Origin of the sequence: Sphaerotilus uruguayifluvii (genome assembly GCF_013294065.1) — a bacterium.
Classification (GTDB): Bacteria; Pseudomonadota; Gammaproteobacteria; order Burkholderiales; family Burkholderiaceae_C; genus Sphaerotilus; species Sphaerotilus uruguayifluvii.
In genome coordinates, this window is sequence record NZ_JABSNM010000008.1 from 1 (window position 1) to 14616 (window position 14616).

A 14616-nucleotide genomic window follows, 5' to 3' on the forward strand; every position below is an offset into this window, starting at 1 on the left:
TGTGGAAGAACTGCGAGCGCTGGCTCAACACCAGCCTGCAGTTCGTCCATCTCGCCTTTCTGGCCTTGCTCCTCAGGAGATCGTGAACACGCTCTGAGAGCGCACCGCCGCTGCCGCGCCACACCACCCCAAAAACAAAGGCCGGCAAAGCCGGCCTTTGATCCCATCCGAGGCGAGGCGCCTGATCAGTCCATCTTGCTGCGGCGGCTCATGAAGGCCAGCGCGCCGAGGCCGGCGATCATCAGGGCGAAGGTCTCGGGCTCGGGGACGGGCGGGGTGACCGGGGCGACCGACACGTTGTCGATGCCGGCGTAGCCCGGGGTGGTGAAGTTCAGGTAGCTCAGGCCGGTCCAGCTCAGCTGGGCCGTGCCGGAGCCGTGCGTGAAGTTCTGCGACAGCGAGCCGGACGAGACCTTCAGGACCGAGGTGGTCTGCCAGTCGAAGCTCGACACGTCGAACGCGGCGCCGTCCTGGCGGGTCATCTGGATGTAGGCGCTGTGGCCGTTGTCGTAGCCGTCGTGCCAGTTCAGCGTGCCCGGCACGTTCGTGCCGTCGCCGATGTGCGGCACCGAGGCGTTCGGCGCGACCAGCGTGAAGACGTAGCCGTCTTCCAGATAGCTCGAGAAGGACGTGTAGTCCGACATCGTCAGGCCGTCGAACGTGATCGTGTCGGCGGCGCGGGCCGGGGCGCACAGGCCGAGGGCGGCGGCGGCCACCAGGCCCAGAAGGGCGGAAGACGTGGACTTCATGGGGATCTCCCTGCTTGAAACGGATGCAGCAAGGATCCATCGGATGCGCTCGCGCCTTAACCCCACGCCCCCGGGAGCATCTGCGCCGCCAAATGAAACCGGGGATCAGAAAGCGCAGTTTTTCGGCTTCACCGCCTGAGCAGCGGCTTCAGCGCCACCCCCGTGTGGCTCCGGCTCTTCACCACCGCCTCCGGCGTGCCGGCCACCACCACGCGCCCGCCGCCTGAGCCGCCGTCCGGGCCCAGGTCGACGATCCAGTCGGCCTCGGCGATGACGTCGAGATCGTGCTCGATGACGATGACGCTGTGGCCGGCGTCGACCAGGCGGTGCAGCACGCGGATGAGCTTCTCCACGTCGGCCATGTGCAGGCCCACCGTCGGCTCGTCGAGCACGTAGAGCGTGTGCGGCGCCTTCTGCCCGCGGCGGGTCACGTCGTCGCGGACCTTGCTCAGCTCGGTGACGAGCTTGATGCGCTGCGCCTCGCCGCCGGAGAGCGTGGGCGAGGGCTGGCCCAGCGTCAGGTAGCCCAGGCCGACGTCCTGCAGCAGCTTGAGCGGGTGCGCGATGCTCGGCATCGAGGCGAAGAACTCCACCGCCTCGTCGACCTCCATCTGCAGCACGTCGCCGATGCTCCTGCCGCGCCAGGTCACGGCCAGCGTCTCGGGGCTGAAGCGCGCGCCGAAGCACTGGTCGCACGGCACCTTCACGTCGGGCAGGAAGGCCATCTCGATCGTGCGCATCCCCTGGCCCTCGCAGGCCGGGCAGCGGCCGTCGCCGGTGTTGAAGCTGAAGCGCCCGGCGGCATAGCCGCGCGCCTTGGCCTCCAGCGTCTCGGCGAAGAGCTTGCGGATGGTGTCCCAGAAGCCGATGTAGGTGGCCGGGCAGGAGCGCGGCGTCTTGCCGATCGGCGTCTGGTCGACTTCGAGCACCCGGTCGACGTTGCTCCAGCCGTCCAGCCCGGCGCAGCCGACCCAGGCCGGGCGCTCGCCGGCCTTCTTGCCGGCAGCCTTGTGCGTCACCACCGCCTGCACGTTGCGCAGCAGCACGTCGCGCGCCAGCGTCGACTTGCCCGAGCCCGACACGCCGGTCACCGCCACCAGCCGCGCCAGCGGCACCGCCACGTCCACGCCCTGCAGGTTGTGCAGCGTGGCGCCGCGGAGCAGCAGGCCCGGCGTCTCGGCGTCCACCGGGCGGCGCGGCCGGGTCGGGTGCTTGAGCGGCGCGTTCAGGAAGCGGCCGGTCAGCGAATCGGCGTTGCGTTGAAGCTCGTCCGCGGTGCCCTGCGCGATCACGCGGCCGCCACGCTTGCCCGCGCCCGGGCCGATGTCGATGATGTGGTCGGCGCGGCGGATGGTGTCCTCGTCATGCTCGACCACCACCAGCGTGTTGCCGCTGGCGCCCAGCTTGTGCAGCGCGTCGAGCAGGATGCGGTTGTCGCGCGGGTGCAGGCCGATGGTGGGCTCGTCCAGCACGTAGCACACGCCCTGCAGATTGCTGCCGAGCTGCGCCGCCAGCCGGATGCGCTGCGCCTCGCCGCCGGAGAGCGTGGGCGCGGCGCGGTCCAGCGTCAGATAGCCCAGCCCGACCTGGCCGAGGAAGGCCAGCCGGCTGCGGATCTCGACCGCCACGTCGCGCGCGATCGCGGCCTCGCGGCCGTCGAGCTTGTGGCCGTCGAGCCAGCGCCGGGCGTCGTCGACCGACTTCGCCGCCACCTCGGCGATCGAGGCGTCGCGGAAGCGCACCGCCTGCGACACCGGATTGAGCCGCGCGCCGCCGCAGGTGCCGCAGGGCTGGTCCTCCAAGCCCTCGACCTCGGGTTCGGCAAAGGTCTTCTCGCGGCCCTTGTCGTCGTCCTGCTGGCTGTCGTCCAGCGCCTTGCGCTGCTCGCGGGTCAGCGCCAGGCCGGTGCCGACGCAGTCCGGGCACCAGCCGTGCTTGCTGTTGTAGCTGAACATGCGCGGGTCCAGCTCGGGGTAGCTGGTGGCGCACTGCGGGCAGGCGCGCCGGGTCGAGAACACCTTGGCCTTGCTGCGGAAGGCGCTCGACTGGAAGCCGGCCTCCAGCGACGCGGCCAGCGCCTTGGCGCTGGTGCCGGCGGACTTCAGCGGCGTCAGCAGATGCAGCACGCCCTTGCCGTGCTCCAGCGCCTCGGCCAGCGCGCGGCGCAGCTCGGCCTCGTGGTCCACGTCGACCAGCAGGCTGGCCACCGGCAGCTCCAGCGTGTGCTCCTTGTAGCGGTCGAGCTTGGGCCACTTGTCGGTCGGCAGGAACTCGCCGTCGACGCGCAGCTGCGTGTAGCCCTTGCCCTTGGCCCATTTCGCCAGGTCGGTGTAGAGGCCCTTGCGGCCGATGACCAGCGGCGCCAGCAGCCCGATGTGCTGGCCGCGGTACTCCTTCAGCAGCTGCGAGGCGATGGATTCCGGCGTCTGCGGCCGCACCGCGACCCAGGTGTCGGGCGGCGCGTGGAAGTCGCTGCAGGCCGGGCAGTACTGCACCCCCAGCTTCACGTAGAGCAGGCGCAGGAAGTGCCAGACCTCGGTGGTGGTGGCCACCGTGCTCTTGCGGCCGCCGCGCGACAGACGCTGCTCGATGGCGACGGTGGGCGGAATGCCCCAGACCGCGTCCACCTCCGGCCGCCCGGCGGGCTGCACGATCGAGCGCGCGTAGGCGTTCAGGCTCTCCAGATAGCGGCGCTGGCCCTCGTTGAACAGGATGTCGAAGGCCAGCGTCGACTTGCCCGAACCCGACACGCCGGTGATGACGCTGAACTTGCCGCGCGGAATGTCGACCGACAGGCCCTTGAGGTTGTGCTCGCGGGCGTTGACGATCTGGATGGCGTCGCTCTGTGCCTGGCGGGCGAGGTCGCGGCGGGCCTTGGCGATCGTCTGCAGCGGCGTGCCTTCCTCGGCGCTCAGCGCGGCGGGCTGGCCGAGCTGGTGTTCGTACTCGCGCAGCGCCCGGCCGGTGTGGCTGGTGGGGTGCGCGCGCAGATCGGCCGGCGTGCCCTCGGCGACCAGCTCGCCGCCGGCGTCGCCGCCGTCGGGGCCGAGGTCGACGATCCAGTCGCTGGCGCGCACGACGTCCAGGTTGTGCTCGATCACCAGCAGGCTGTGGCCGGCCTCGAGCAGCTTGCGGAAGGCCCGCATCAGCTTGGCGATGTCGTCGAAGTGCAGGCCCGTGGTCGGCTCGTCGAACAGGAAGAGCGTGCCCTTCTTCGCCACCTTCTGCTTGCTCGCGGTGGCGTTCTTCGCGGCCTCGGCCAGGAAGCCGGCCAGCTTCAGGCGCTGCGCCTCGCCGCCGGAGAGCGTGGGCACCGGCTGGCCGAGCTTGACGTAGTCCAGCCCGACATCGGCCAGCGGCGAGAGCGCGCGCACCACCTCGCGGTCGTCGGCGAACAGGCGCACGGCGTCGGCCACCGTCAGCTCCAGCACGTCGGCGATCGACATCGCCTTGCCCAGGCGCTCGATCTGCACCTCGCGGATCTCGGCGCGGTAGCGCGTGCCGTCGCAGTCCGGGCAGCGCAGGTAGACGTCCGACAGGAACTGCATCTCGACGTGCTCGAAGCCCGAGCCGCCGCAGGTCGGGCAGCGCCCGTCACCGGCGTTGAAGCTGAACATGCCGGCGCCGTAGCCGCGCTGCTGCGATTCGGGCAGCGCCGCGAACAGCTCGCGGATGGCGTCGAACGCGCCGACGAAGCTGGCCGGGTTGGAGCGCGCCGTCTTGCCGATCGGGCTCTGGTCGACGAAGACCGCGTCGGTGAGCTGCTCGGCGCCGAGCAGGCGGTCGTGCTCGCCGGGCGATTCGGTCGCCTGGCCGAAATGGCGCGCCAGCGCCGGCGCCAGCACGTCCTGGATCAGCGTCGACTTGCCCGAGCCGCTCACGCCGGTGACGCAGACCAGCCGCTGCAGCGGGAACTCGGCGGTGACGTTCTTCAGGTTGTGCTGGCGTGCGCCCTCCAGGATCAGCCGCGGCGTGCTGTCGAGCACCGGCCGCGCCAGGCCCAGGCCGATGGTGCGCCGCGCGCCGAGGTAGGCGCCGGTCAGCGTCTCGGCGCCTTTCAGCTCGTCGGGCGTGCCGTCGAAGACGATGCGCCCGCCCTGGGTGCCGGGGCCGGGGCCGAGGTCGATGATGCGGTCGGCCGCCAGCATCACCGCCGGGTCGTGCTCGACGACGACCAGCGTGTTGCCGGCGTCGCGCAGCCGCGCCATCGCCTGGTTGATGCGGTCCATGTCGCGCGGGTGCAGGCCGATGGAGGGCTCGTCCAGCACGAAGAGCGTGTTCACCAGCGACGTGCCCAGAGCGGTCGTCAGGTTGATGCGCTGCACCTCGCCGCCGGAGAGCGTGCGGCTCTGCCGGTCCAGCGTCAGATAGCCCAGGCCGACGTCGCAGAGGTATTTCAGCCGGTGGCGGATCTCGTCCTGCAGCAGCTCCAGCGCGTCGTCGAGCAGCTGCGAGGGCAGGGCGAGCGTGTCGAAGAACTGCCGCAGCCGCGCGATCGGCATCAGCATCAGGTCGTGCAGGCTCAGGCCGGGCAGGGCTTCGAGCTGCTCGCGCGACCAGGCCACGCCGACCGGCAGGAAGCGCTTCGCCGGCGCCAGCACCGCGTCGGCCTCGGCCTTCTCGCCCAGGCGCCACAGCAGCGATTCCAGCTTGAGCCGCGCGCCGCCGCAGGCGCCGCAGGGCGTGTAGCTGCGGTACTTCGACAAGAGCACACGGATGTGCATCTTGTAGGTCTTGCTCTCGAGGTACTCGAAGAAGCGGCGGATGCCGTACCAGTGCGTCTTCCAGTCGCCGTTCCAGTCCGGCGCGCCGTCGATGACCCAGGCCTGCTGCGCCGGGCTCATCTGGTTCCAGGCGGTGTCGCGCGGGATGCCGGCGTCGCCGGCGCAGCGCATCAGGTCGGCCTGGCATTCGGCCCAGGCGGGCGTCTGCAGCGGCTTGACCGCGCCGCCGCGCAGCGTCTTGCGCCCGTCCGGAATCACCAGCCCGAAGTCCACGCCGATCACCCGCCCGAAGCCGCGGCAGGCCTCGCAGGCGCCGTAGGCCGAGTTGAACGAGAACATCGCCGGCTGCGGATGGCCGTAGCGCCGATCCGACTCGGGGCAGTGCAGGCCCTGGCTGTAGCGCCAGATCGCCTGCGCCTCGTCCGCGCCGGCGTAGACGTTGCAGCGGCCGCTGCCGCGTTTCAGCGCCGCCTCCAGCGCCTCGACCACGCGGCCTTTCTCGGCGTTCGAGAAGCGGAAGCGGTCAGCCACCACGTCGAGCACCTTGCGCGGCCCGGTCGGCGTGGCGACCTCGCGCTCGGCCTGCACGCGGGTGTAGCCGCTGGCGGCCAGCCACTGCTCGATTTCCTCGGGCGTGACGCTGCCCGGCAACTCGACCGGGAAGGTCACCACCAAGCGCGGATCGCCGGCGGCCTCGCTGCGCGCCTTCAGGTCCGCCCAGATGCTCTGCGGGTCGTCCTCGCGCACCGGCCGCGCGGTGTCCTGGTCGAACAAGCGCGCCGCGCGCGCGAACAGCAGCTTCAGGTGGTCGTTCAGCTCCGTCATCGTGCCGACCGTGGAGCGGCTGGTGCGCACCGGGTTGGTCTGGTCGATGGCGATGGCCGGCGGCACGCCTTCGACCGCGTCCACCGCCGGGCGGTCCATGCGGTCGAGGAACTGGCGCGCGTAGGCGCTGAAGGTCTCGACGTAACGGCGCTGTCCTTCGGCGTACAGCGTGTCGAAGACCAGCGACGACTTGCCCGAGCCGCTCGGGCCGGTCACCACCGTCAGCTCACCCGTGCGGATGTCGAGGTCGAGGTTCTTCAGGTTGTGCTGGCGCGCACCACGGATACGGATCAGGCCGGACATCGCGGGAGGTCTCTCTGACGGGCGAAACGGAACATTCTAGGGATGGCCCGTACCGCAGGGGGGCTCCGGGTTACTGCCGTTCGAGGCCTGATTCCGTGCTTGATGTCGATCATCCTCAAATGAAAAAAACGAAAAATGTCGCACAATACCGCCCGGTTTCCGTGAACGGGTGCACGGAGGACCATCGGAAGCCATCGGGGGAATCCATGAACACCACCAAGTCCTCGCGGCCGCGCCTGTGCGCCGGCCTGTCGTTGCTGCTGTCGTGCGGGGCGGCCGTCGCGGCGCCGTCGGCCACCGTGCCGTGGCTCAAGGTCGATCAGTTCGGCTATCTGCCGTCGATGCAGAAGGTGGCGGTGGTCGTCGACCCCCAGGCCGGCTTCAATGCCGCCGAGGCCTTCGCGCCGGGCACCGGCAGCGGCCAGTACCAGATCCGCCGCTGGGCCGACGATGTCGTCGTGCACACCGGCACGCTGCAGGCCTGGAAGAGCGGCGCCACGCACGCGCAGTCCGGCGACCGCGGCTGGCACTACGACTTCTCGGCGCTGACCGCCGCCGGCTCCTACTACGTCTGGGACAGCGCGCGCCAGGTCGGCTCGGGCCGCTTCGAGATCGGCGCCGGTGCCTATGACGCGGTGCTGCGCCAGGCGGTGCGGATGTTCTACATGCAGCGCCTGAACCACGCGAAGGTCGCGCCCTACGTGGACGCGCGCTGGGCGGACGCCGCCGCCTACGAGCGCGCCGGGCAGGACCGCTCGGCCACCAGCCGCTGGGCCAAGGGCAATGCGACGACCGCGCGCGATCTCTCCGGCGGCTGGATGGACGCCGGCGACACCAACAAGTACGTGACCTTCGCGCAGTCGGCGGTGCTGCAGCTGCTCGACGCCTACCGCATGAGCCCGGCCGTGTTCCGCGACGACCTCGGCATTCCCGAGTCCGGCAACGGCCTGCCCGACCTGCTCGACGAGCTGAAGTGGGAACTCGACTTCCTGCGCCGCATGCAGGACGCCAGCGGCACGAAGGGCCTGTTCCTGAAGGTCGGCGTCGACAACTACAACGACGTCTCGCCGCCGAGCGCCGATGCGCGCCCGCGCTACTACCTGCCCGAATGCACCTCGGCGACGCTGGCCGGCGCGGCGATGTTCGGTGCGTCGCATGTCGTCTACCGCGGCTTCGCGTCGCAGGCCGCCTACGCGGCCGACCTGCTGGCGCGCGCCGAGGCCGCCTGGGCCCGCGCGAAGGTCACCACCAGCGGCTTCACCAGCTTCCAGACTTCCTGCGACGACGGCGACATCAAGGCCGGCGACGCCGACGTCGACGCGCAGGGCCAGCTCGAGTCCTCGGTGCTGGCGGCCATCGCGCTGCACGAGGCCACCGGCAAGGCCGAGTACCGCGCCCATGTCGAGGCGAACTACGCCCGGGTGCGCCCGTACAGCCTCTGGTGGTGGGGCCCGTACTGGGCGCCGATGCAGGTCGCGCTGCTGCGCCACGCCGGCCAGCCGGGCGTGTCGGCCACCGTCGCGTCCAACCTGCGCAGCCAGAAGGCGGCGCAGAACGGCGTCGTCTCGCTGACCGACTTCAACGGCGGCAGCAACGGCACCGATCTCTACCGCGCCCACCTGGCCGACGCCGAGTTCAACTGGGGCCATGACATGACCCGCTCGAACGCCGGCCTGATCAACCTCGACTTCGAGGCCTTCAGGCTCAACACCGGCAGCGCCGCGCTCTACCGCCAGATCGCCGAGCAGCACCTGCACTGGCTGCACGGCGCCAATCCGCTCGGGCTGGTGATGCTGTCGAACATGGGCGCCTGGGGCGCCGAGTCCTCTTTGACCGAGATCTATCACACCTGGTTCGCCAACGGCACCGTCTGGGACAGCACGAAGACCTCGGCGCGCGGCCCGGCGCCGGGCTACCTGGCCGGCGGACCGAACCGCACCTACACCGGCAGCGTCGCGGGCGTGTCGAGCCAGCCGCCGCAGAAGGCCTACAAGGACTGGAACACCGGCTGGCCGGAAAACTCCTGGGAGCTCACCGAGCCGGCGATCTACTACCAGGCCGCCTACGTGCAGCTGCTCGCGCGCCTGATGGCGCCGGCCGACACCCAGGCGCCGACCGCGCCGGCCAAGCTGACGGCCGGCTCGATCACCGCGACCGGCGCGGTGCTGAACTGGAGCAGCGCCAGCGACAACGTCGGCGTCGCGGGCTACGACCTGTACAACGGCTCGACGCTGCTGGCCGGCGGCCTGCTCGGCAGCACCCGCACGCTCACCGGCCTGAGCTGCAACACCAGCCACACGCTGACGCTGCGCGCGCGCGACCTGGCCGGCAACGTCTCGGCCGCCAGCCCGGCGCTGACGCTGAAGACCGCCGCCTGCCCCTGAGGCCGCCTCCGGGTCAGTCCATCAGCGCGCAGGGGATCGACCACAGCAGCCGCGCCGGCGCGCCGCTGCCCGGCTCGATCTCCAGGCAGGTCAGCGAGGCCTTCTTGATGCGCAGGATCGGCTGCTCGCTGCCGAGCAGCCGGCTGATCAGCGCCGACAGGTCCGGCTCGTGGCCGACCAGCCACAGCGGGCCGTCGCCGTGCGCGACCTGCTCGAGCACGCCGGCCAGCGCGAGCTCGGTCGGCGTGTCGAGCTTCAGCCAGTCGACCACCTGCGGGCGCGGGCATTCGGGCAGCTCGTCGCCGAGCAGCGTCGCGGTCTCGATCGCGCGGCGCAGCGGGCTGCACAGCAGCCGCGCCGGCAGCAGCGTCTGGCGCTGGCAGAAGCGCGCGACCGCGCGGGTCTGGCGCCTGCCCTTGTCGATGAGCGCGCGCTCGGCGTCGACCGGCGCGAACAGCCGGTCCTCGGCGGTGGCATGGCGAAGGAAGAGGATCTGCTGGAGCACGGGCACGGGCGCGGGGACGGGCGCAGGAGCGAGGACGCGGGCGCCCAGTATCCCGTGCGGGCATGACCCGCCCATGACAGCGGCGTGACGCGCCGCCGGAGGAAAGAGGCGTGGAAGCGGAGCGGGAACGGTGCGGGAATGGCGCGGGCCAAGAGGGTGGCCCCGCCGCGCTGCGGCGGGGCCCGAGGGATGACGAGGAGGCTGTTGGAATCCGTTTCCGGATCGACCGGGGGGCCGTTCTGGCGCTCGCTGCACCGGGTCCCCGTGGCGATGGAATCTCGACAGATTCCAACAGCGCCATCCCCGGTGCGGCACGCCCGCCGGGGGGCCTGCCGCACGGGTTTCTTATCGGCGTCTCAGAGCTGCCACTGCAGCATGACGCTCATCTGGCCGCGGTTCTGGCCGGGCATATTGCCGACCTCGACCTGCAGCGTCGTCTCGTTCGACAGCTGCCAGCTCACGCCGGCACCGGCGCCGACCTGCAGCGCCCGGCCCGGCTCGTCGCGCCGGGTCTTCATTTCGGTCTCGATGCGGCCATAGGCGCGGGTGCGCGCATCCAGCGGCAGCTCGGCGATCGCGCTGCCGCGGATCCGCGAGCCCGGCCGGCCGGAGGCCGCCTGGGGCGCGCCGAAGCTGGCGATCTGCGCGTTCCAGCCGCTGCGCGGCTGGACCGGCTCGCTGTAGCGCAGGCGGATCTGGCGCCCGATCTTCGTCTCGCCGGTCACGCCGGCGCCCTTGGCCTGGGCTGCGCCGCCGCTGCCGAGCAGCGTGCCGCCCATCAGCGCCAGCAGCGTCGCCACCGAGCCCGGACGCCGGCGCACGATGCGCACGACGCGGCGCATGCGGCTGGCGGTGCGGTGCAGGGCGTGGCGGGCAGCAGGTCGGCTGGGCATGGCCGTGATTGGCGCATGCCTCGTTGGCCAGGACGTAACCAGATCTGGTGCCGACAGGTTTTTCAGCCGCCTCCGACAGGGAGCTTTTTCCCCCTCTTTCGGATGAATCTGTGAAAAATTCCCATCAGAACCACGATTTCCGCCTCAGGGTGATTGTTTCATTTGGCGGCTGTTTCGAAGCGCCTGGTAACTGGATCGATGCAGATCGTCACATGATCCCGCCTGCCGGCCGGGGTATTCCCTGATCCGCGACAAGCTGCTCGAGCCAGTCGACGATCTCGGGCGGACTGACGGCGTCGCGGCTCATGACCCGATCGGCCGGCTCGCCCTGCAGCATCCGGCGCACCGGCAGCTCCATCTTCTTGCCCGAGAGCGTGCGCGGGATGGCCGGCGCGGCCAGGATGCGGTCGGGCAGGTGGTGCGGCGAGACCTGGGTCGCGATGCGGGTGCGGATGTGCCCGGCCAGCGTCTCGTCGAGCACCGCGCCGCGGGCCGGAACGACCAGCATGACGATCTCGCCGTCCGGATGCCCGGCGTCGTGCAGGTCGACGACCAGGCTGTCGGCGATCTCGGGCAGCGCCTCGACCGCGCTGTAGATCTCGGCGCTGCCCAGGCGCACGCCGCGGCGGTTCAGCGTCGCGTCGCTGCGGCCGAGGATCACCGCGCCGGTGCGACCCTCCTGCGGGTGCGGCACCAGCCGGATCCAGTCGCCGTGGCGCCAGACCGCGCCGACGCCGTCGTGGCCGGGATAGGTCTCGAAATAGCTCTCGATCAGCCGGCGGTCGCCCTCGTCCTTCCAGAAGTACAGCGGCATCGACGGCAGCGGCCGGGTGCAGACCAGCTCGCCGACGGCGTCGGTCAGCGGCTCGCCGCGGCCGTCGGCCTGCGGCGGCCCCCAGGCCTCGACCGCGGCGCCGAGGCAGCGGCACTGGATCTCGCCGGGCGGGTTGGCCAGCGTCGGCAGGCCGGCGACGAAGGCGCCGGCGAAGTCGGTGCCGCCGGCGATCGAGCTGATCCACATCGGCCGGCCCTCGTCCTGCGGCGGCAGCTGCTGCTGCAGCCAGGCATGGACCTCGGCGGGCAGCGGCGAGCCGGTCGAGCCGACCGCGCGCAGCGCCGACAGGTCGGCGGCCTGCGTCGGCTCGATGCCCGAGCGCGACATCGCGGTCAGCACCGCGGCGCCGGCGCCGAGGTGGGTCGTGCCGGTCTCGGCGGCGAAGCGCCACAGCAGCCCCCAGTCGGGCGCGTCGGCGCGGCCCGCCGGGTGGCCGTCGTGCAGCGCGATCGTCGTGCCGCCGAGCAGCGCGCCGACCTGCAGGTTCCACATCACCCAGCCGCTGGAGGTGGTCCAGTGGAAGACGTCGCCGGTGTCGACGCTGGGGCCGAGGTTGTTGTGCAGCACGTTGAGCTTGAGGTGCTCGAGGATCACGCCGCCGTGGCCGTGCACGATCGGCTTGGGCAGTCCGCTGGTGCCGCTGGAGTAGACGATCCACAGCGGGTGGTCGAAGGGCAGCCACTCCGGCTCGAAGTTCCACGGGTTGCCGGCCAGCAGCGGGCGCAGGTCCCAGGCGCGCCGGCCGGGGGCGGCGAACTCGTCGGCCTCGGCGTCGCGGTCCAGGCAGGGCCACAGGATCATGTGCTCGACCGAGGGCAGGCCGTCCAGCAGCGTGTGCAGCAGCGGGCGTCGGTCATGGTCGCGCCCGCCCCAGGTGCTGCCGTCGCAGCCGATCAGCACCTTGGGCTCGATCTGGCGGAAGCGCTCGAGCACCGCGCCGGCGCCCATGTCGGGCGAGCAGACCGACCAGATCGCGCCGAGGCTGGCGCAGGCCAGGAAGGCCACCACCGTCTGCGGCGCGTTGGGCAGGTAGGCGGCGACACGGTCGTTGCGCTGCACGCCCATGCCGCGCATCGCCACCGCCAGCGAGGCGACCTCGCGGCGCAGCTCCGGCCAGCTCACCCGCAGCGTGCGCCCGGCGTCCTGCAGCATCTCGTTGCGGAACACGATGGCGGGAATGTCGGCGCCGTGCGCCTCGTCGGCGTGGCGGAAGACCTGGCGCGCGTAGTTCAGCTGCGTGCCGGGAAACCAGACCGCGCCCGGCACCCGCCCGTCGGCCAGCGCGACCACCGGCTCGACCGGCGACTCGATGTCGAACCAGTCCCACAGCGCGCCCCAGAAGGCGTCCTGGTCGTCGACCGACCATTGCCAGAGATCGTCGTAATGCTCGAAGCGAAGCCGGCGTTCCTGCGCCAGCCAGCGAAGAAAGAGGGTGATCCGGGGCTCGGGGAGCGCCATGGGCGGGGTCCTGTCCTGAGGTTGGATTGAATTTGCCAACTTTTTATCAGAAACGGCCCGCCTTCCGGGGTCGCGCCCCGGACTGTCAGCGCATCTTCAGCTCGACGAAGCCGCGTCGTCGTCGATGTCGATCCAGCTCCACCAGTTCAGCCAGAACGGCGGGCGCCGGTAGCCGACGACCTGGCGGTGCATCAGGTCGGTGACCATGCGGTGCACATGATGGCGGTAGGGCGCCCAGGCGATCAGCAGCCGGTTGGCCTCGCGGAAGGCCTCGAGCCGCTCCGGGCCGTCGGGCAGCGCGGTCAGGCGGTCGTAGACCCGGTCGAAGGCCGGCAGCACGAAGCGCGCGAGATTGCCCTTGCCGACCGCGGGGCTGTAGCCGCGCTCGAGCGAGCCCTGGCCGTCGGGCGAGCCGGCCGAGGAGCCCACCCGCCACATCATGAACTTGCCCGAGCGGGTCGACTTGAGGTTCTCGCTCCACTGGCCGACCTTCAGCTCCAGGCGCAGCCCCAGCGTGTCCATGTTCTTCTTGTAGATCTCGTCGAGCTGGCGGCTGGTCTGGTCGGACTGCGACAGCATCACCAGCGTGAGCTTCGTGCCGTCGGGGCGCTCGCGCCAGCCGTCGCCGTCGCGGTCGGTCCAGCCCCAGGTGTCGAGCAGCGCGCGGGCGCGCGCCGGGTCGAAGCGGCCCTGCTCGGTGCGCAGCAGCGGGTCGAAGCCGTAGGTGCCCGGCGGGACGCCGGCCTGCGCGGGAATGGCCTCGCCGCGCCGGCCCAGGCGGATCTCGCGCGGGATGTCCAGCCCGAGGCAGATCGCGCGGCGCAGCGCCACCTGCTCCGGCGCCAGGCCGCCGACCACCGGATCCTCCATGTTGAAGACGGTCAGCGTGACGTCGCTGGCGGCGACCCGGCTGTGGCGGATGCCCTTCTTCGCCAGATGGGGCGCGAGCTCGCCCTTGACCAGTGCCTGCGGGATGTAGTCGGACGGCACCCGCTCGAGCAGGTCCTGCTCGCCGTTCAGGAAGGCCAGCCAGCGCGGCTGCGCCTCCTCGATGATGGCGATCTCGACCCGGTCGATCATCGGCAGGCGCCGGCCCTTGAAGCGCGCCAGCAGCGCCTGGCCCTCGGCGTCGTCGGCGTTGGGCTGGGCGTCGTAGCGCAGGTCGCGGTAGCCCTTGAAGCGCTCGAGCACGATCTTCGAGCTGCGCCGCCACTCGGCGAGCCGGAACGGGCCGGTGCCGACGGGGTGCTCCATGATCTTGTCGCCGTGGAACTCGACCACCTCGCGTGCCATCGCCGGCAGGCCGGTGAGCGTGTAGAGGAAGCGCGGGCGCGGCTCGCGCAGGCGGATGCGCAGCGTGTGGCGGTCGATCGCGGTCAGACCCTCGACCGGCCGGTCGTAGTCGAAGGGCTGCTTCGACTTCAGCGCGGCCTCGCGCAGCTCGCGCAGGCCGACGATGCCCTGCTCCTCCAGCGAGCTGTGGCCGGGGCTCTTGGTGGCAGGGTCGTAGAAGCGCTTGATCGTGTAGATGTAGTCCTCGGCGACCAGCTCGCGGGCGCGGCCCTTGAAGGCCGGATCGTCGTGGAACAGGATGCCCGGGCGCAGCTTCAGCGTGAAGCTGCGGTGGTCGTCGGCGATCTCGGGCAGGGCCAGCGCGGTGCCGGGCCGGATCAGGAAGGGCCGGGCCAGCGGGTCGTAGTCCAGCGGGGACTCGAAGATGTTGGCGGTGACGGTCAGCGAGTAGATGTCGCTGAGCTGGACCGGATCGAAGCCGGTCTCCGAGGCCGGAAAGGCGTAGCGCAGCACCTTCGGCCGGGGGCCGGCCGCGGTGCCTGCGCTCGCCGGGGCGGCGTGCAGCCAGTCCGGGGTGCCGGTCAGTCCGGCGCCGGCGGCGGCACCGGCCAGCAGATCACGTCGCGTCAGGGTCACGGCAGCGGCTC

General features: G+C 71.3%; 7 protein-coding genes and 1 pseudogene. 2 read left to right on the forward strand and 6 right to left on the reverse strand.

The genetic code is table 11. The annotated features are described in order from the left end of the window. Positions 1–86: pseudogene (locus HNQ01_RS10205) on the forward strand (IS5/IS1182 family transposase); the annotation flags it as partial. A 99-nt stretch (positions 87–185) separates the two neighbouring features. Here HNQ01_RS10205 and HNQ01_RS10210 read toward each other — a convergent pair. Next, positions 186–749: a PEP-CTERM sorting domain-containing protein gene (locus HNQ01_RS10210; RefSeq protein ID WP_173805291.1), complete on the reverse strand. Its 564-nt coding sequence runs from the start codon at positions 747–749 to the stop codon at positions 186–188. 128 nt (positions 750–877) lie between these two features. Further along, positions 878–6601: an excinuclease ABC subunit UvrA gene (uvrA, locus tag HNQ01_RS10215; protein ID WP_173805293.1), complete on the reverse strand. Its 5724-nt coding sequence runs from the start codon at positions 6599–6601 to the stop codon at positions 878–880. A 206-nt stretch (positions 6602–6807) separates the two neighbouring features. Here uvrA and HNQ01_RS10220 point away from each other — a divergent pair, with 206 nt between their 5' ends. Beyond that, positions 6808–8985 (forward strand): glycoside hydrolase family 9 protein, encoded by a 2178-nt coding sequence (locus HNQ01_RS10220; RefSeq protein WP_173805295.1) that lies wholly within the window; start codon positions 6808–6810, stop codon positions 8983–8985. A 13-nt stretch (positions 8986–8998) separates the two neighbouring features. Here HNQ01_RS10220 and HNQ01_RS10225 read toward each other — a convergent pair whose 3' ends face one another. From HNQ01_RS10225 to HNQ01_RS10240, 4 genes are all read right to left on the reverse strand, one after another. After that, positions 8999–9496 carry a SixA phosphatase family protein gene (locus HNQ01_RS10225; RefSeq protein WP_217427492.1) on the reverse strand — a complete coding sequence of 166 codons (498 nt, stop codon included), beginning with the start codon at positions 9494–9496 and terminating at the stop codon, positions 8999–9001. A gap of 350 nt (positions 9497–9846) precedes the next feature. After that, a complete protein-coding gene (locus tag HNQ01_RS10230; protein ID WP_173805298.1) occupies positions 9847–10383 on the reverse strand; it encodes a hypothetical protein in 537 nt (178 codons plus the stop codon). 208 nt (positions 10384–10591) lie between these two features. Continuing rightward, positions 10592–12676: an acetoacetate--CoA ligase gene (locus tag HNQ01_RS10235; protein ID WP_173805300.1), complete on the reverse strand. Its 2085-nt coding sequence runs from the start codon at positions 12674–12676 to the stop codon at positions 10592–10594. A 96-nt stretch (positions 12677–12772) separates the two neighbouring features. Further along, positions 12773–14605 (reverse strand): ABC transporter substrate-binding protein, encoded by a 1833-nt coding sequence (locus HNQ01_RS10240; protein ID WP_353621682.1) that lies wholly within the window; start codon positions 14603–14605, stop codon positions 12773–12775. Positions 14606–14616 lie beyond the last annotated feature (11 nt).

Excerpts from the sequence above, each read along its gene's own strand:
- HNQ01_RS10230 (WP_173805298.1), bottom strand. The coding sequence starts at position 10,383 with ATGCCCAGCCGACCTGCTGCCCGCCACGCCCTGCACCGCACCGCCAGC.
- HNQ01_RS10235 (WP_173805300.1), bottom strand. The coding sequence starts at position 12,676 with ATGGCGCTCCCCGAGCCCCGGATCACCCTCTTTCTTCGCTGGCTGGCG.
- HNQ01_RS10220 (WP_173805295.1), top strand. The coding sequence starts at position 6,808 with ATGAACACCACCAAGTCCTCGCGGCCGCGCCTGTGCGCCGGCCTGTCG.
- uvrA (WP_173805293.1), bottom strand. The coding sequence starts at position 6,601 with ATGTCCGGCCTGATCCGTATCCGTGGTGCGCGCCAGCACAACCTGAAG.
- HNQ01_RS10210 (WP_173805291.1), bottom strand. The coding sequence starts at position 749 with ATGAAGTCCACGTCTTCCGCCCTTCTGGGCCTGGTGGCCGCCGCCGCC.